Annotated in this window: 19 protein-coding genes and 1 pseudogene; 6 read left to right on the top strand and 14 right to left on the bottom strand. The window is 65.8% G+C overall.

All coding sequences use genetic code 11. The annotated features are described in order from the left end of the window. Positions 1-230: 230 nt before the first annotated feature. The 7 genes and pseudogenes from FJ386_08810 to trxB form a co-directional block, all read right to left on the bottom strand. Entirely contained in the window at positions 231-701 is a 471-nt protein-coding gene (locus FJ386_08810; protein MBM3876802.1) for a hypothetical protein, read from the bottom strand. Further along, positions 688-1,182: a DUF247 domain-containing protein gene (locus FJ386_08805; protein MBM3876801.1), complete on the bottom strand. Its 495-nt coding sequence runs from the start codon at positions 1,180-1,182 to the stop codon at positions 688-690. Before FJ386_08805 ends, FJ386_08810 begins: the two co-directional genes overlap by 14 nt. A 27-nt stretch (positions 1,183-1,209) precedes the next feature. Further along, entirely contained in the window at positions 1,210-1,812 is a 603-nt protein-coding gene (locus tag FJ386_08800; protein MBM3876800.1) for a sigma-70 family RNA polymerase sigma factor, read from the bottom strand. A 38-nt stretch (positions 1,813-1,850) separates the two neighbouring features. Further along, on the bottom strand, positions 1,851-2,513 hold the full coding sequence (gene hisB, locus FJ386_08795; GenBank protein MBM3876799.1) for an imidazoleglycerol-phosphate dehydratase HisB: 663 nt from the start codon (positions 2,511-2,513) through the stop codon (positions 1,851-1,853). 79 nt (positions 2,514-2,592) lie between these two features. Continuing rightward, positions 2,593-2,880: a hypothetical protein gene (locus tag FJ386_08790; protein ID MBM3876798.1), complete on the bottom strand. Its 288-nt coding sequence runs from the start codon at positions 2,878-2,880 to the stop codon at positions 2,593-2,595. Positions 2,881-3,207: 327 nt separating this feature from the next. Next, positions 3,208-3,348 (bottom strand): annotated as a pseudogene (locus FJ386_08785) (hypothetical protein). A 6-nt stretch (positions 3,349-3,354) separates the two neighbouring features. After that, positions 3,355-4,284, bottom strand: a complete 930-nt coding sequence (gene trxB, locus FJ386_08780) for a thioredoxin-disulfide reductase (GenBank protein MBM3876797.1) — start codon at positions 4,282-4,284, stop codon at positions 3,355-3,357. A gap of 174 nt (positions 4,285-4,458) precedes the next feature. Here trxB and thiE point away from each other — a divergent pair, with 174 nt between their 5' ends. From thiE to FJ386_08765, 3 genes are all read left to right on the top strand, one after another. Then, positions 4,459-5,118, top strand: a complete 660-nt coding sequence (gene thiE, locus FJ386_08775) for a thiamine phosphate synthase (GenBank protein MBM3876796.1) — start codon at positions 4,459-4,461, stop codon at positions 5,116-5,118. A 108-nt stretch (positions 5,119-5,226) separates the two neighbouring features. Then, positions 5,227-5,739: a glutathione peroxidase gene (locus FJ386_08770; GenBank protein MBM3876795.1), complete on the top strand. Its 513-nt coding sequence runs from the start codon at positions 5,227-5,229 to the stop codon at positions 5,737-5,739. A gap of 45 nt (positions 5,740-5,784) precedes the next feature. After that, positions 5,785-6,087: a Dabb family protein gene (locus FJ386_08765; GenBank protein ID MBM3876794.1), complete on the top strand. Its 303-nt coding sequence runs from the start codon at positions 5,785-5,787 to the stop codon at positions 6,085-6,087. 69 nt (positions 6,088-6,156) lie between these two features. On the opposite strand, the gene FJ386_08760 is transcribed toward FJ386_08765, so the two are convergent. Further along, a complete protein-coding gene (locus FJ386_08760; GenBank protein MBM3876793.1) occupies positions 6,157-7,545 on the bottom strand; it encodes a sigma-54-dependent Fis family transcriptional regulator in 1,389 nt (462 codons plus the stop codon). A 180-nt stretch (positions 7,546-7,725) separates the two neighbouring features. Continuing rightward, the gene (locus tag FJ386_08755) at positions 7,726-8,268 is read right to left on the bottom strand and encodes a hypothetical protein (protein ID MBM3876792.1); all 543 of its coding nucleotides are present in this window, start codon (positions 8,266-8,268) and stop codon (positions 7,726-7,728) included. 174 nt (positions 8,269-8,442) lie between these two features. Here FJ386_08755 and FJ386_08750 point away from each other — a divergent pair, with 174 nt between their 5' ends. Next, complete coding sequence (locus tag FJ386_08750; GenBank protein MBM3876791.1) at positions 8,443-9,453, top strand: hypothetical protein; 1,011 nt, start codon at positions 8,443-8,445, stop codon at positions 9,451-9,453. 20 nt (positions 9,454-9,473) lie between these two features. Here the strand turns inward: FJ386_08750 and FJ386_08745 are convergent, their stop codons facing one another. Further along, positions 9,474-10,256: a hypothetical protein gene (locus FJ386_08745; GenBank protein MBM3876790.1), complete on the bottom strand. Its 783-nt coding sequence runs from the start codon at positions 10,254-10,256 to the stop codon at positions 9,474-9,476. 374 nt (positions 10,257-10,630) lie between these two features. On the opposite strand from FJ386_08745, the gene FJ386_08740 reads away from it, so the two are divergent. Further along, a complete protein-coding gene (locus FJ386_08740) occupies positions 10,631-11,185 on the top strand; it encodes a universal stress protein (protein ID MBM3876789.1) in 555 nt (184 codons plus the stop codon). 144 nt (positions 11,186-11,329) lie between these two features. Here FJ386_08740 and FJ386_08735 read toward each other — a convergent pair whose 3' ends face one another. After that, entirely contained in the window at positions 11,330-12,400 is a 1,071-nt protein-coding gene (locus FJ386_08735; protein MBM3876788.1) for a nitroreductase, read from the bottom strand. 149 nt (positions 12,401-12,549) lie between these two features. Here FJ386_08735 and mtnP point away from each other — a divergent pair, with 149 nt between their 5' ends. Next, the gene (mtnP, locus tag FJ386_08730) at positions 12,550-13,446 is read left to right on the top strand and encodes an S-methyl-5'-thioadenosine phosphorylase (protein ID MBM3876787.1); all 897 of its coding nucleotides are present in this window, start codon (positions 12,550-12,552) and stop codon (positions 13,444-13,446) included. A 9-nt stretch (positions 13,447-13,455) separates the two neighbouring features. Here mtnP and FJ386_08725 read toward each other — a convergent pair whose 3' ends face one another. The 3 genes from FJ386_08725 to FJ386_08715 form a co-directional block, all read right to left on the bottom strand. Then, a complete protein-coding gene (locus tag FJ386_08725; GenBank protein ID MBM3876786.1) occupies positions 13,456-13,641 on the bottom strand; it encodes a hypothetical protein in 186 nt (61 codons plus the stop codon). Between the two features lie 190 nt (positions 13,642-13,831). Continuing rightward, entirely contained in the window at positions 13,832-14,707 is an 876-nt protein-coding gene (locus FJ386_08720; GenBank protein ID MBM3876785.1) for a hypothetical protein, read from the bottom strand. Positions 14,708-14,751: 44 nt separating this feature from the next. Beyond that, positions 14,752-15,263, bottom strand: a 512-nt coding sequence (locus tag FJ386_08715) for an FtsX-like permease family protein (protein MBM3876784.1), incomplete at its 5' end; no start/stop codon positions are given.

Genomic DNA, 15,263 nt, shown 5'->3' with positions numbered 1-15,263 from the left:
GCAATGGCCGCCCGATCGGAACACGAAAAGGTTAAGAAAAACAGGCTGAAAGCACAACGACAAACTGGCCCAAAACGATGCCTAAAACACCATTAGTTGTGGCGTTCGAGCGCCGCACCCGGAGGGATTGAGCAACGCCGCATCTGGCTTTGACTGGGATGACTCGCCCTCGGGATCAATCGGCAGGCGGGAGTGTTCGGCGAGGGTGGCGGACGGAGCGAACGGATGCGCTAGACCTTTTCGGTCTGTGTGAGGACGACGAACCATGCTGTGTTGTTCTTGTCATCGCCACCAATCACCAGCGGTGTGGCAGGTCGCAGTTCGAGGGTGCGGGTGATAATGGGGCGACCCTTGCCGATGAGTTTGACCTCGATGCGGTTGGCGGCGAGTTGCTTCACTTCGATCGCGCAGTCCTCGCTGAGTTTCACGCTCTGCGCTTTGGCGGACGCGACCGAGAACGGCTTGCGGGTGATCTCGTAGTAGGCTTGCCACTTAAAGACGTTTCGAAGCCGCGCTTGAAGCGACGCATCGACTTCCTTGTAGCCGGCCTCGGCCGAGATCTTGTCGTTGGTTCCCCAAACCAACTGCGCCTGAAGCTTGAGCTCCACGGGCGCAGAGGTGGCCGGGACTGTCAGAAGCCAGACGGCCGCGAAGGACAGCAGGGCGGGCTTGTAGAAGCGGGCCTTGTCAATTGTTGTCATTGCGGTCGGCCTTCGGAGCGAGGTCGGGGGATGTAACATCTGGCGTCCCGTCGACATCGCTGTGAATCCAGATCACGTCCATCTTCTCGGTTGTCGAGTGGAATTGAATGATCGTGGATTCTTGGACGGAATTTTCGGTTTCGTCCGCACTGGTGCCTGGGCGGTCGGGGAGCGCAATCAAGGCGACCATGACCGCGGCCGCGCCCGCAGGCACGAGAACCCGAACCCACCAAAGCGACCAAAACGAACGAGCCGCCGTTGCGGGCTGCCGGTCCAACCGCTCGATCTCGCGGGCAATCTTGCTGAAGTAGAACTCGCGCGAATCCGTGAGCGTGGCCACCTCGGGTTCGTTGCCGGCGAGGATGCCCTTCGCCATCCGCAGTTCACCCGCAATGGCGGACAAAGCCGCATCGTTTGCAATGAGCTGCTCGACTTCGCAAGCCTCGGTACCGGACAGTTCGCCGTCCAGCCAGGCCTGCACTTTCAGTTCATGTTCCCGTTTCATAAATCACCTGTTGTCGTCTCGTTTCAAACTTGCCAGCAATCCCGCCAACCTTCGTCTCGCGTAAAACAACCGCGACATGACCGTGCCGATGGAGCAGCCCATGACCTTGGCAATCTGCTTGTATTCCATCTCTTCGAACTGGTGAAGTATCAGCACGGTGCGGTGCTCATACGAGAGTTGCGTCATCGCCCGGTCAATTCGCTTCCGCAACTCGGTTCGCTCGAGCCCCTCGGAGGGGTTCAGGCTCACCACCGGCATCTGACGTTCGACTCCGCCGAGTTCTTCATCCAGTTGCTCAATGGACTCTGCGCGTTGTCGTTTGGCTTTTCGAAGGTGGTCGAGGCAGAGGTTGATGACGATGCGGGTCATCCAGGTGGCAAAGCTCGCCTCGCCTTGAAACTGCACCAATCGCTGCCACGCCTTGACCCATGCTTCCTGGGAAAGGTCGACCGCTGCGTCCTCGTTGCGCACCATGCTGAATGCGCGCGCGTAGACTTTGTCCCGGTGCCGCGCCACAAGCTCCTCGAACGCCAGCATATCGCCCGCCTGCGCTGCGGCCACAAGCGCCAAGTCCGGCGCCGCGGGGTAATCAAGTGGGGTGGGCATCGTTTACGCAATCTCCGCCGGCTCGTGCTAGGCGGCGATCACAACCGTCCCTTCGTGCTCGGCACCCGGCCCGCGATGCGCGGGTCGCGCTGGCACGCGAGGTCCACGGCCTTCGCGAATGCCTTGAACAACGCCTCGACGACGTGATGCGGTTCGTCGCCGTAGAGCAGTTCCAGATGCAGGTTGCATCTCGCCTCGTTCGCGAAGCCCTGGAAAAACTCCCGCGCGAGCCCGAACCGGAACGCGCTCGACATGTCCTGCCGTTTCTCGGCTGCGGAGAGCGTTTTGTAGGCGAGCGTGTCGAGCCCGCGCCACACAAGGAACGGCCGGCCGCTGAAGTCCACCACGCACCGTGCGAGCGTCTCGTCCATCGGCACGTGCGCCTCCGCGCAAAATGGGTTGCGCGGGTCGAAACCCGTGCCGTATCGGCGGAGTCCGCGCTTGTCGCCGAGCGCCTGCGCGAATGCCTGCCCGAGCGCGATGCCGCAATCTTCCACGGTGTGGTGCGCGTCCACCTCGAGGTCACCCTTGCAGCGGAGCTTGAGGTCCACGACCGCGTGCGTCGCGAAGAGCGTGAGCATGTGGTCCAGAAATGGAACACTCGTGTGGACGGTGGCTCTTCCCGTGCCATCCACGTTCAGGTCGAGACTGATTTGCGTCTCGCGGGTTGCGCGGCGAACCCGCGCCCGGCGTTTGTCCATGCGCCTTTTTTAAAGCAACGTCTTCCGAAAAGAAGCTGAAACTCTGTCCGGCCTTCAATTTGCTGAAGGCGGCGCGGGCTCAATACCATGGCGCACTCGCGCCCACCCCCACCGACCACCGGTCGATTCCACCGGCGAGATTGTGCAGCCTGGTGAAACCCAACGGGCGCAGCCAGCCGATCGCGTGAGCGCTGCGGATGCCGTGGTGGCAGCAAACGACTGATTCCGCGTGACGCCAATCCGCGAGTTCCTCCACGCGCGCGGGCAAATCCCGGAGCGGCACGAGCCTCGCGCCGGGCAGGGCGACGATGGCGAACTCCTCCGGTGCCGCACGTCGAGACGCCGAGGTGGTTCGGGCGATCGAAATCGCCCGGCCAGTTCGGTCGGAGTCATCTCAAGAGGCCAGCCAGGCGGCCATGGCCACAACCGCGGCAACGGCGGTCAGGACTGACACGCACCCCGACTGGGGCCGCATCGTGAATTTCTCGGGGCTCCTCGCGCGCAAGGCCGATTCCAGCCGATCGACTTGCTCCTTCGACTCTGCCAGCCCGGCGCCGATCTTCATTTTCTCGCGGTAGAATTTGATCGCATCGATTTTCCTGCCCGCGAACAGAAGGCGCGAGAGTTCCGCGAGCGCCGCTTCGTTTTCCGAGGCGACTTTCGTGGGGTCGGCTGGCGGCACCTGTGTCGCGCCTTCGAGTCTCTCCACAATCTCCTTCGCCTCCGCGAGTCCGCTCCCGGTCCCATCACGGCAAAGCTTGATCGCCTCGATCTTGTCTCCACGGCTCAGCGCAGCACGAATCGCAGCCTGTTCAGTTGGAGTCAGTTCGCGCACGGCGTCTCACTGGTTGAGGTTTGCCAGATGCCGCTCCGCGTCAATCGCCGCTGCGCAACCCATTCCCGCCGCCGTCACCGCCTGACGATAGACACGATCCGAACAATCGCCCGCGACGAACACGCCCGGCACATTGGTCTCAGAGCCGCGCGTCGGAATGATGTAGCCCGCGTCGTCCATCGTGATGATTCCCTTGAACAACTGCGTGTTGGGCACGTGCCCGATGGCGACGAAGACGCCGGCGCAATCGAGCAGCGACTCCGCGCCCGACTTCAAATTCTTCACCCGCACGCCAGTGACGGTGTCCTTCGACACATCAAGCACCTCGGTCACCACCGAGTCCCACACGGGCTTGATCTTCGGATTCGCGAGCGCGCGCTCGGCCATGACTTTCGACGCGCGCAACGTGTCGCGGCGGTGGATGAGATAAACCGTCGAGGCGAAGCGCGTCAGATACGTCGCCTCCTCGCACGCCGAGTCGCCGCCCCCGATGACGACCAGCGGCTTGTTGCGGAACATCGGCAGCGCTCCGTCGCACGTCGCGCAGTAAGTCACGCCCTTCTTCTCCAGCTCGTGCTCGCCGGGCGCGCCGAGATGCTTGTGCCCGGCGCCGCTGGCGATGATCAGTGTCTGCGCCTCGACCGGTTCGCCATCCACGACGAGTTTGAACGGCCGGCCCGACACGTCCACCGATTCCACCGTGGCGAACTTCACGCGCGCGCCGAAGCGCTCCGCCTGCTTCTGCATCCGCACCATCAACTCGTAACCGTCCACGCCCTCGGGGAAGCCGGGGAAATTCTCGACGATGCTCGTCGTGGTGAGCAACCCGCCGGGCATGATGCCCGTGAGCACGAGCGGGTTCAGGTTCGCTCGCGCCGTGTAAAGCGCGGCGGTGAGGCCCGCGCAACCCGATCCGATGATGACCACTTTCTCCATAGGGGCGGCCAAGCTAGAGACGGGCGCTGCACTTGGCAAGTGTGGCGTCGGAAGGTTGCTGCGTTGGGCCCGGTGATGTATCTCGCTGGCACTATGAACGCGCGCGCTGCAACTTCGACTGTGGCCGGGATTCCCCCCGTGGTCTAGAATCACCGAACGATGCCGCCGGATCACCTGAAGCCCCTTTCTGACTGCCGCCTCTACGCCTTTGTTGATACCGCCTACCTGCGCGGCCGGGATGCCGCGGAACTCGCGCGGCAGCTTTGTGACGGCGGCGCAGATCTCATTCAACTCCGCGCCAAGGGCGCGACACCTGATCAACTGCGCAAACTCGCCGACGCGTTGCTGCCCGTGACGCAGGCTGCGGGCGCCGGCCTCGTGATCAATGACCACCCGAAACTCGCGCTGCAAGTCGGCGCCCCGGTCTGTCACCTCGGGCAGGAGGACTTTTTCGACGCTGGTTACCGCACTGCCGCGCAAGTGACCGGCTGTCCGAAACAAGTGCTTCTTGGCTTGAGCACGCACACACCGGAGCAGGCGCAGCGTGCGTTGAAGGCGGGACCGGACTACATCGCCATCGGGCCGGTCTTCGCCACACCGACCAAGCCGGGTCGCGCGCCGGTCACGCTGGACTTGGTGCGATGGGCGGCGGCACCGAAGAACGGCGTGGCCGTTCCTTGGTTCGCCATTGGCGGGATAAACCTGCGGAATCTTGATGAAATCTTCGCTGCCGGCGCGAGGCGCATCGCCGTCGTGTCGGCGATCCTCGACGCGCCGGACGTCGCGGCGGCATGCCGGGAATTCAAGTCGCGTCTCGACGCGGCGGGGAGTTGAGCCCGAGCTGGCGGCGGGGAAACCACGCCGCTTTCAAATTGCCTTCCCGCTTGCCGCCGCCATACTCCCCCGCACATGAAGCTGGCCGCCGCGCTTGTCGGGACCGTCATGGCGCTTGGCGCCGTGGCGGCGGCGGTTTCGTTGCAGGACATTCCGCTCAAGGACATCGACGGCAAGGCGACCTCGCTCAAGGCTTACCACGGCAAGGTGTTGCTCGTGGTGAACGTCGCCTCCAAGTGCGGCCAGACGCCGCAATACGCGGGGCTGCAGGCCCTTCACAAGAAACTCGGCCCGCGCGGCTTCAGCGTGCTTGCGTTTCCCTGCAACGACTTCGGCGAGCAGGAACCCGGCGCGCCCCCCGAGATCAAGCAGTTCTGCGCCACCGAGTATCAGGTCACCTTTCCGATTTTCGAGAAGGTCCGCATCCGCGGCGACGCCGCGCATCCGCTCTTCGCGGCGCTCACGGGCAAGGACTCGCCGGTGCCGGGCGCCGTGGGCTGGAACTTCTGCAAGTTCGTCATCAGCCGCGACGGGCGGCTCGTGAACCGATTCGACTCGAACACCGAGCCGGACGACCCCGCGTTGCTCAAAGCCCTCGAAGCCGCGCTCACCGCAAAGTGACCGCCCGAATCCCCTCCACCCACCGAACCACGACCCAACAACCCCATGGCCCGAACCAAACACATCGTCCTCCTCAAGTTCAAAGACGGCACCGCACCCGAGCAGATCGAGCAGTGCTTCAACGAAATCCTCGAACTCTCCGAGGCCGTGCCGGGCATCGATGACTACGTGGCCGGGCCGAACACCAACCCCGAGTCGATGAACCACGGCTTCACCCACGCGTTCATCATGACGTTTGCGGACGGCGCCGCGCGTGATGCCTACCTCGCGCACGACGAGCGCGCCCGCGTGCGGGCGATCGTGGATGCCCACGTGGACAAGGCGCTCTCCTTCGATTTCGAAGTTTAGCCGCAGGCATCAGCGCCGTGCCCGGGCGGGATGCGGTTTCGCCGCGATCCCCCATCCACTTCATCCGGTTCACTCGCCGTCCCCGCCCTGCCCGGGGCGGTCCACGGCGAGACCCATCGCGCGCATGCGCTGCAATTTGTAGGTCAGCGCGCGCCGGCTGATGGCCAGCGCCTTTGCCGTTTCGGTGCGGTTGAAATCGTGTCGACGCAGCGCCGCGAGGATCGCGTCGCGCTCGACTTCATCGAGTCGCTGCGAATCCGCCGCCGGCGCCGCCGCCGGCGCGGTAGCGGATCCCCGAACCCGCGCGGGCAGATGCTCGGGCAGCACGATGTTCCCGTGCGAGAGCAGTGCGGCGCGTTCCATCGCGTTGCGCAACTCCCGCACGTTGCCCGGCCACAAATACCGTTCCAGCACCTCGACGAACCCCGCCGCGATGCGCGCCTTGTCCGCGCCGAATCCGGCCAGGAAATGCGCCGCCAGCGGCAGGATGTCATCACGTCGCTCGCGCAAAGGCGGGACGTTGATCTCGACGACATTGAGCCGGTAAAAAAGGTCTTCGCGGAAACGGCCTTCCTGGATCAGCGTGTCGAGGTTTTTGTTCGTCGCGGCGAGGATGCGTGCGTCGGTGCGCAGCTCCCTGCCGGAGCCCACGCGGCGGAAGCAACCGTCCTGCGTGACGCGCAGCAGCTTGGCCTGCAACTGCGGCGACATCTCGCTCACCTCATCGAGGAAGATCGAGCCGCCGCCCGCCTCCTCGAAGCGCCCCGTCCGCAGCGCGACCGCGCCCGTGAACGCCCCCTTCTCGTGGCCGAAGAGTTCGCTCTCCAGCAACGTCTCCGGAATCGCCGCGCAATTCACCTTCACGAGCGGGCCCTTCGCGCGCGGGCTCCAGAGGTGGATCACGTCCGCCAGCACTTCCTTGCCCACGCCGCTTTCGCCCGTGATGAGCACGCGGCTCACGGACGGTGCGACGAGCGCGGCGTCGTGAAACACCGCGAGCATCAGCGGGCTCCGGGCGATGATGTCCTTCGGAAGCGAAACCTCACCCGTGCCTGCGACCGGCGCGGCGGGCCGGACGCCGGTGACTCGCTGCACCGAAGCGAGCAACTCATCCAAGTCGATGGGCTTGGCGAGGTAGTTGAGCGCGCCGTCACGCATCGCGCCCACGGCATCGCGGATGTCGGCATAGGCGGTGACAAGCAGCACCGGCAGCGTGGCGTGCATCTGCCGGGCGCGCCGGAACGTCTCGAGTCCGGACATGCCGGGCATCCGCACGTCGGAAATCATCATCGACACGCCGCTCGCCGCGAGGGTTTTGAGCGCCTCTTCTCCCGACGCCGCAGACAGCGTGGCGAACCCGTGCCCGTTGAGGAATGTCCGCAGCAAGCTCCGCTGCCCGTCGTCGTCGTCCACGATCAGGATCGGCAGCGTCGCGCGGGAAGTGGTGGATGGCGTCATGCGTCTGGCGAGACAAGCAACACTGGCGGGGACGGCAGGTTGCGGGCGCGAGTTGGCGCGGGGGAAATCAGCGAGCAGGCATTGGACGGGGTGGCGGCACGATCATGCGGTGTCGTGCCGGGGAGCGTAGCAGCGACCGGCCCCGCGAGTCCAGAAACCGAGTGCGGCAGGCCGCGCCGTTCAGCCCCGGTAGACGATCAGCACACCGTAGTCGTTGAGCGCATGGCCGATCGTGTTCACGTATGCATACGACACCGGCGTGATGCTGACGATGTTCTCCTCGCCGACCTTGTTGAGGAACGCGGTCACGACTTCCTCGAACTTGTCGTGCCCGACCTCCTCGCAAAGGTTCCGCTTGATGCAGCGGATCCGCATCTTCTTTTCCGTCGATCCCGTGGGCGCGGTGGGATCGGACTTCTTCTTGATGAGGCGCTCGGCGGGTCCCTCGTGCTGGGTGACGATAAGGGGCTTGTGTTCGGGCTTCGGTTCGGGCTTTGGTTCGGGCTTCGGTTCCTCGGGCTTCGGTTCCTCGGGCTTGCCCTGCATCGGTGTCGGCACTGGCAGCGTCATCTTCGGCGGCGGCGGCGGCGCCGCCGGCGCGGGTTTCGACTCCGGGACGACCTGCGCCGCGCTGCAAGTGGGACACTCGATTTCCTGACCGACGACCGTTTCATCTGCCGAGAGTTCCTGACCGCATTTGGGACAGTTCCAAGTGATATCCATGGTGGGGCCTTTGGTTGGGATAACTCAGGCAGTTAAGCGGCCTCGCCCGGTTTTGGACAGAGAAATCATGCCGCGGTGGACTCGTCACTCGCGGCGCGTCCGGCCGTTTGCCGCTGCAAGATTCCCTCCCGCCTCAGACCGTTTTTGACAAACCCAACATGCGAGGACGCGAGCATGAACTCAACCCCCCAATCCCCAAATCCCACCCCTGTCGCCGCGTTTGTGAACTCGCTCATGCTGGGCGAACCTCAAGTGTTCCGCCACGTCGTGCTGTTTCCGTTGTCGACGGCGATGGACGGCGTCCCGCCGTATCTGACGCTCGGCGAGGCGCTCGGCGCCGGCACGGTCGAGGTCACCGAGACTTCGCAGGCGGGCTCGGTCCCCGAGTTGTTCGTGATCAACCGCGGCGAGGAGCGCGTGCTGCTGGTGGACGGCGAGGAACTTCTTGGCGCGAAGCAGAACCGCGTGCTCAACACGAGCATCCTGCTCAAGCCTCGTTCCGAGACGGTCATCCCGGTGAGCTGCACGGAGCGCGGGCGCTGGTCCTACACGCAGGCCGCGAGCTTTCAGGAGTCGGAGGCCATGCTCGAAACCAGAATCCGCTCGCGCAAGGTGGGCTCCGTCTCCGCTTCGCTCCTGGCAGAGTGTGGCTACGCATCCGACCAGGGCGAAGTCTGGCATGGCATCGGCAAGCTGAGCGCGAAGGCCGCCGTGCCGTCGCAGACACACGCGATGCACGATGTCTTCAAGTCGCGCGAGGCGGAGCTCGGCCAGGCACTCGATGCGTTCATGCTGCTTCCCGGGCAGAAGGGACTGCTTGTCGTCGTGAACGGGCGCGTCGGGGGATTCGACGCGCTCTCGCTGGAGCGCCCGTTCGCGCGCCTGCATCGCAAGCTCGTGAAAAGCTACGTGCTCGACGCGCTCCTCGATCGCGACGCGAAGCCGGCCGACCCGGGGAAGTCCCGTCGCGTCGCGCAGGCCTTTCTGCGCCGCGCCGCGCGGTGCCGCGGGCGGAGCTTTCCCTCGGCGGGTGTGGGCGAGGACGCGCGGTTCCAGAGCCCGACGGTGTCGGGCAGCGCCCTGCTCGAGGAAAACCGGGTCGTGCACACGGCGTTTTTCCGTGTTGAGAAGTCCTCCTCCGGTGAGTCGCAGAGCCCGCGCGGCCGCCACTGGATCATCGAGTGACGCGCCCGCGCGCGGCGCGCCTAACACACCTGCACGAGCAAACCCGTTTCGAGCCGCACGCGGCGTGCGATCTCCGAGAGCGCGGGCAGCGCGAGGTGCTCGCACTCGGTGTGAACGGTGGGGCGGTAGGCGGAGTAGATTTGCACGAGCGGGAGTTGGGCCCCGGCGGATTTGAGTTCGTTAAGCCGCGCGATGTAGGCTGTGATTTCATCCCACGACGGCCCCGCGCCGAGGTGCCGGCAGAACAGGCTCTGAATCACCACCGGCCGCTCGCGCGCAAGGTTGCGGATGTTGGTCAGCACCTTTTCGATCGGCACGATGCCGCGGTTGATGCGGTCCATCCCCGACTGCGTGCCGACCTCGAGTTTGGCCCAGACTTCGTCGCGAGCGGTAAAGCATCGGAGTCCCTCGGACACTCCCGGCAAGTCCAGGCCCGTCGCATTCGTCAGCAGCACCAGCTTGAAGAACGGCATCCCCGCGAGCGCGCGCACGTGCACCACGGCCTCGACGATCTCGCGGAAGTTCGGGCTCAGCGTCGGCTCACCATCGCCGCTCAGCGCCACCTCGCGCAACCGCAGCAGCTCCCCGGGCACGCCCCGGTATTCCGGGAGCGCCGCAAATCGAGACTCCCGCGCCCACGCGATCATCTCCCGCAATTCCGCCGTGAGCACCGGGATGTCCGCCTCGCGGTCCACGCCCGGCGTCTCGCGGTTCACCTCGCAATAGACGCAGTCGAAGTTGCAGTGCTTGTCCGGGTTCATGTTCACGCCGATGGACAGCCCCGCGGCGCGCGGTGAAATCACGGCGTAAACGAACCGGTGCCCGAAGCTGTTTCGCGGGAACCCGAACGCGGTGCTCGCGGACCGCAGCGGGCGGGGGGCGCGCGGCGCTCGCTCGGCCCGGTGCGGGACGGCAATCATTCCGGCTCCGCGCGCGCCCGCTGAGATGGCGTTGGCCATGGCACGAGATTGTTTGCGGGGCTTCATGATCGCTCCACGGCGGTTGCGGAAGTGTGGCCGGAACTTGGCCGGATGGCGCCGGGTCCGCTCGATGGCTCCCGCTTGAACCACCCACGCCAACCCACGGTGAATCCGCGCCAATCCACGCGCCGCGCACGGGCATCAACCCGCCGAACGTCACCCTGCCCGGAACACCAAACCCCAACCCGACCTGACCTATGAAAATCAAGCCCGCCTCCCGGTCCGGCAGCGTCCTCATGGAAATGGGGCCGCGCGACTCGGACATGATCGCCGAATCGGACCGCGCCACCACCCTGGCGCCGTTCAAGATCAAGAGCCTGCTGGTCCCGATGGACTTCAGCGAGTGCTCCAAGAAAGCCCTCCGTTACGCGCTCCCGTTTGCGCGGCAATTCGGCGCGAGCCTCACGCTCCTCTACGTCGCCCACATTCCCTATGTCGGCGCGGAAGTCGGGGGCATCGACTACGCGCTCATCGAGTCGCAGATGCGCGCCGGCGGGATCAAGGAACTCGAGAAGATCGCCGGCGAGGACGTCGGCGCCGAGATTCCCACGCGGACCATCGTGCGCGTCGGCCTGCCGCATCACGAAATCGTGACAACGGCCCGCGAACTCGACGTGGACCTCATCATCATCTCCACGCACGGTCACACCGGGTTCAAGCACATGTTCATGGGCAGCACCGCGGAGAAGGTCGTGCGCCATGCGCCGTGCCCGGTGCTCGTCGTGCGCGAACGCGAGCATGAGTTCGTGTAGATCGCGCGCCCGGCCAACCCGGCGACGCGAGGGCGGGAGGCAGTCCTCCCGCCTTTCGTTGTCGCGGGCCGCGGCGATTCGGTTCCCGGCGGAAGTCATAGCCGGGACGAGGTCATGGACGATTCACCAGGCTGGCGCCGCTCATCAATCGACGAGCACTTCCTCGACCGGCCGGCGCGGGGTGGGTTTCTTGATCTCCGGGCCGTAACCCAGGCGGAGGATGATGTGCGGGAAGCCCGTCCGGCCCACCAGGTCGGAGAGTCGCCCGCGCAGTTCGGGAATCTCGACGGGCTGATTGAGAAACGACGCCCACACATGCTCGACGCGCGCCCGCAAGAGCACGCGTTGCATCGCCTGGCCCGACGCCACCCATGCCGCGGGAGTGTCCGAGTCCGTGCCAATGATCGCGAGCACCGGCGACGCGAGCGCGATGTCGCGGTCGCGAGCCGCGCGGTTTGATCCCGCGTCAATCGTGCGGATGACGAGCGGGCTCGCAAGGGAGGCGAGATCGCCGAATCCCTTCGCCGAGCCCGGCACGCCGTCGCGGCTCGCGCTGCCATTCGGGTGCACCCACGCGGCGATCTCGCGCCGGAACTGTTTGTGCGCCCATTGCAGGCAGTCGGCCTCGGCGACCATTGCGGCGAGCTTCAGGCGGTCCAGCTCTCCCTCGACAACGTGAAGCCACGCGCCCTCGGAGAAGGCCTCGGCTCGCAACAACTTCAGGAGCGTGCCGGGCAGCGGCTTGTTTTCGAACGGCGCCCGGTTCGTGTGGCGCTGGAGCAGCGCGGAGAACAGCGGCTTCTCTTCCTCGACGCTTACCCTCCGTTCGCCGAGTCGCACCCGTGCCAGCAGGTCCGGGTTCGACGGGTCGGGCATGAGCTCGACCTCGGGCGCGAAGCCAAAGTGCCGCATCGCCACGCGCAGATTCAGCAGCGCGCCGCCGCATGAGATGACGAGCTCGCGGTCGTCGGGATCGAGCACGGGAAGCGAGCGCGAACGGTCCGCGAGGAGATCGGCCGTGCCGCCCTTCACGCGGAAAAGCCACGGCTGCGTGTTGTGCCCCGACGGCGCGAGGACGGCGTATTGCAGGAGGAACCGGAGTTGACGGCCGACGGGCGCGTTCAACGGGAAGTCCTCGGCGTGAAGGTTCCAGGGTTCGATGGGCGTGGTCGCGGCGGAATCGCGCCGCGCGGGTCGAATGGATGCAGTGTTCATGGCCATGGCGAGCGTAAGGGCTCGTGTGAGCGCGGCTGCGCGGCGGTTGGCCAACACCGGCCCATGGTTGTCTGCGCGACGGCAAGCCACGATGAGCCGCGAGTAACTTTGCGTTGCATCGCGCGGCTGATTCCGCACCCTTGCCGCCCATGAAACGCGCCCGACGGACCCCGCCCGCCCCGCAACCCGCCCATCGCGTCGGCATCATCGGCGGCAGCGGGCTCTATCACATCGAGGGGTTCACGAATCAGCAATGGGTCCGCGTCCGCACGCCGTTTGGCGCGCCGTCGGACGCGCTGCTCACGGGCCGGCTCGCCGGGCGCGAGGTGGTGTTCCTGCCGCGGCACGGACGCGGACACCGCGTCATGCCGTCCGAACTGAATCACCGCGCCAATCTCTGGGCGATGAAGAAACTCGGAGTGGCGTGGATCATCAGCGTGAGCGCCGTCGGGTCCTTGCAGGCGAAGTATGCGCCGTGCGACATCGTGTTGCCGGACCAGTTCCTCGACCGCACGAAGAGGTCGTTCGAACACACATTCTTCGGCCGCGGCATCGTGGCGCACGTGGCATTCGCCGACCCGGTTTGCGGTGAGTTGCGGAAGCTGCTGCTCGCAAGCGCGCGCAAGCTCGGCGCCCGCGCGCACGACGGCGGCACTTACGTGAACATGGAGGGCCCGGCCTTCAGCACGCGCGCCGAGTCGCTCACGAACCACCGCGCTGGCTACGACGTGATCGGCATGACGAATCTCGGCGAGGCCAAGTGCGCGCGCGAGGCCGAGATCGCTTACTCGAACTTGGCGATGATCACCGACTACGATTGCTGGAAGGCCGACGAGGCGCACGTCACGGTTGAGATGGTGCTCGATAATCTCCGCAAGAATGCCGCGCAGGCGAAGGCGATCATCGCGGATGTGCTCCCGCAAATCCCCGCCGCGCCCTGCTGGCCGTGCCACGACGCGCTGCGTTGCGCCATCATGACCGAGCGCAAGCTGTGGCCGCGGAAGACCATCGCGGAACTCGAACCGCTGCTTCGGAAGTATCTCTAGCACCGGGCCTCACGCGTGACCGTGCGAGAGCGTGCCCGGGTTCGAGACGGGAGAGTTCGGCGCGCGCATGGAAGTGGCCTCTTCCGGCGCGTGATCGGGGTCCTCGTGCTTCAGGAAGTTGTGCCAGCACTTGAGGTAGATGACGCCGAGCGTGTAAGGGACGAGGAAGATCAGGATGTTGGGGAGGTCAGCCATAAGCCTGTCGCGGTTTCGGGGGACGATGCCCGCATCGTCCCGGACCGCCGGAACAGCCGCGCGGTCCTCATGGCTGTTGTCTACCGGCGCGTGCGACGGGCGGCTTCGCGGATTTTGGCAGGCGCCGCCCGTTTCTTGCCGGCTGAGCGCCGGTCCGGAGGATTGAAAACCCGTCGCGGCGGGCGCGCGATTACTTCACCCTCGTGATGAGCAGATCGTCGAAACGGATCGGCGTGCCGGAATACGGCTTGCCCCAAATGGCTGGGCGGCCTTGCCGCGGCGACTCCTTCTCGGCGTCCTTCGCGACATCCTCATGGTTGATCTGCCACGTCGCGGGTTCCTTCGCGGTTTGTGGCCAGGCCTTGCCCTCGACGCGCCACGTGTTTGCCTTCTCCTTGCGGACCTGCAACCGGAGGACGGTCCACGCGCCGGACTGCCATTCGAACGGCGCGCTCGCGATCACGCGCTCCTCGCCGTCGATCGTCCGGCTCAGCTCGAGCAAGTTTTTCGCGGGCACGATTTGCAGCCGGTAGCCCGCGTAGCCATTCAGCCCCACGCCCATCGCGGGAAACCGCCGTCCCGTGCGCGTGCCGAAAACCCGCGCCTGCACGCAAATCCCGTCGCTCTCCGTCGGCCCGAACAGCACGCCGCACGACTCCTCGAGCAACGGCGCGCCCGGCAGTTCCAAAAACCTGTTGCCACCGTCCTCCTTCACGGCGAAGTCGCCGCCGAGCACAAGGAACTCCGTGGGCATCTTCTCGCCGTCATTGTTCTGGAAGTTGTTTTCGTAGACCGGCTTCACGGCGGCATCGGCGGCCGGGTTGGCGGGCGCGGGGGACTTGCTGTCCTTCTCCAGGTTCGACTCGATCCACTTCGCAAGGGTCGAACTGCCCTTGCCGTATCCGCCGGGCAGGTCGCCGAAGTCGGTCGTCTGGATTTTGGGCGGTTCGCCCCAGTGCGCGGGGAAGGGCTTGCGCCCGCCTTGCGCGTCCGCGGCGAGCGTGAAGGCCAGCGAAAGAAGGAGTGCCAGCCGGATCGGAGTCATGTTCGGGAGGTGAAATCTCATTTGTTAGATCGTCAGACGCGCGGTCCGCACGCGGGTTTCATGGCTCACTCGCTCCGCAGCGCGTCCAGCAGCCGGCCGCGCAGCGCGAAGACCGTCGCCAGCCACGTCCACACCGCGCCGCTCGCCAGCACCGCGCCAAGCGTCACCGTGAGCGAATCATACGGCATCGGCGCGGTCGGCGACAACACCGCCGGCGCCACCGCCACCACCGCCGCGACCACGCCGCAGCCCAGCCCGAGCAACAGCAGCGCGCCGTGCTCGCTCAACACCAGCCATCGCAGCGCCTTTGCGCGGAAGCCCACCGCCCGCAGCAGCGCCAGTTCGCCGCGACGCTCCAGGACATTGCGCAGCACCACCACGCCGAGGCCCGCGCTGCCGAGCAGCAGGCCGAGGCCGCCGAGGATTTGGAACGTGCCAAGATAGGTGTTCTGCACCGCGTTGAGCTGCGCCATGCGCCGGGTCGTGGGTGTGAGTTCGAGGCCGAAGTCGCGCAGCGCGCGTGTAAGCGAAGCAGCCACGTCGGCAACGCGGTTGGTCGGCGCGTCCGCGAGGAAGT

Source organism: Verrucomicrobiota bacterium (genome assembly GCA_016871675.1).
Taxonomy (GTDB): Bacteria; Verrucomicrobiota; Verrucomicrobiia; order Limisphaerales; family VHCN01; genus VHCN01.
Note: the sequence above shows the minus strand (reverse complement) of the source record. Positions and strands in the feature narration are given on the sequence as shown.

Bases quoted from the DNA above. Each gene is read 5' to 3' on its own strand.
- FJ386_08810 (MBM3876802.1), bottom strand. From the start codon at position 701: ATGACAACAATTGACAAGGCCCGCTTCTACAAGCCCGCCCTGCTGTCC.
- FJ386_08800 (MBM3876800.1), bottom strand. From the start codon at position 1,812: ATGCCCACCCCACTTGATTACCCCGCGGCGCCGGACTTGGCGCTTGTG.
- hisB (MBM3876799.1), bottom strand. From the start codon at position 2,513: ATGGACAAACGCCGGGCGCGGGTTCGCCGCGCAACCCGCGAGACGCAA.
- trxB (MBM3876797.1), bottom strand. From the start codon at position 4,284: ATGGAGAAAGTGGTCATCATCGGATCGGGTTGCGCGGGCCTCACCGCC.
- FJ386_08770 (MBM3876795.1), top strand. From the start codon at position 5,227: ATGGCGCTTGGCGCCGTGGCGGCGGCGGTTTCGTTGCAGGACATTCCG.
- FJ386_08765 (MBM3876794.1), top strand. From the start codon at position 5,785: ATGGCCCGAACCAAACACATCGTCCTCCTCAAGTTCAAAGACGGCACC.
- FJ386_08760 (MBM3876793.1), bottom strand. From the start codon at position 7,545: ATGACGCCATCCACCACTTCCCGCGCGACGCTGCCGATCCTGATCGTG.
- FJ386_08755 (MBM3876792.1), bottom strand. From the start codon at position 8,268: ATGGATATCACTTGGAACTGTCCCAAATGCGGTCAGGAACTCTCGGCA.
- FJ386_08750 (MBM3876791.1), top strand. From the start codon at position 8,443: ATGAACTCAACCCCCCAATCCCCAAATCCCACCCCTGTCGCCGCGTTT.
- FJ386_08740 (MBM3876789.1), top strand. From the start codon at position 10,631: ATGAAAATCAAGCCCGCCTCCCGGTCCGGCAGCGTCCTCATGGAAATG.
- FJ386_08735 (MBM3876788.1), bottom strand. From the start codon at position 12,400: ATGAACACTGCATCCATTCGACCCGCGCGGCGCGATTCCGCCGCGACC.
- mtnP (MBM3876787.1), top strand. From the start codon at position 12,550: ATGAAACGCGCCCGACGGACCCCGCCCGCCCCGCAACCCGCCCATCGC.
- FJ386_08725 (MBM3876786.1), bottom strand. From the start codon at position 13,641: ATGGCTGACCTCCCCAACATCCTGATCTTCCTCGTCCCTTACACGCTC.
- FJ386_08720 (MBM3876785.1), bottom strand. From the start codon at position 14,707: ATGAGATTTCACCTCCCGAACATGACTCCGATCCGGCTGGCACTCCTT.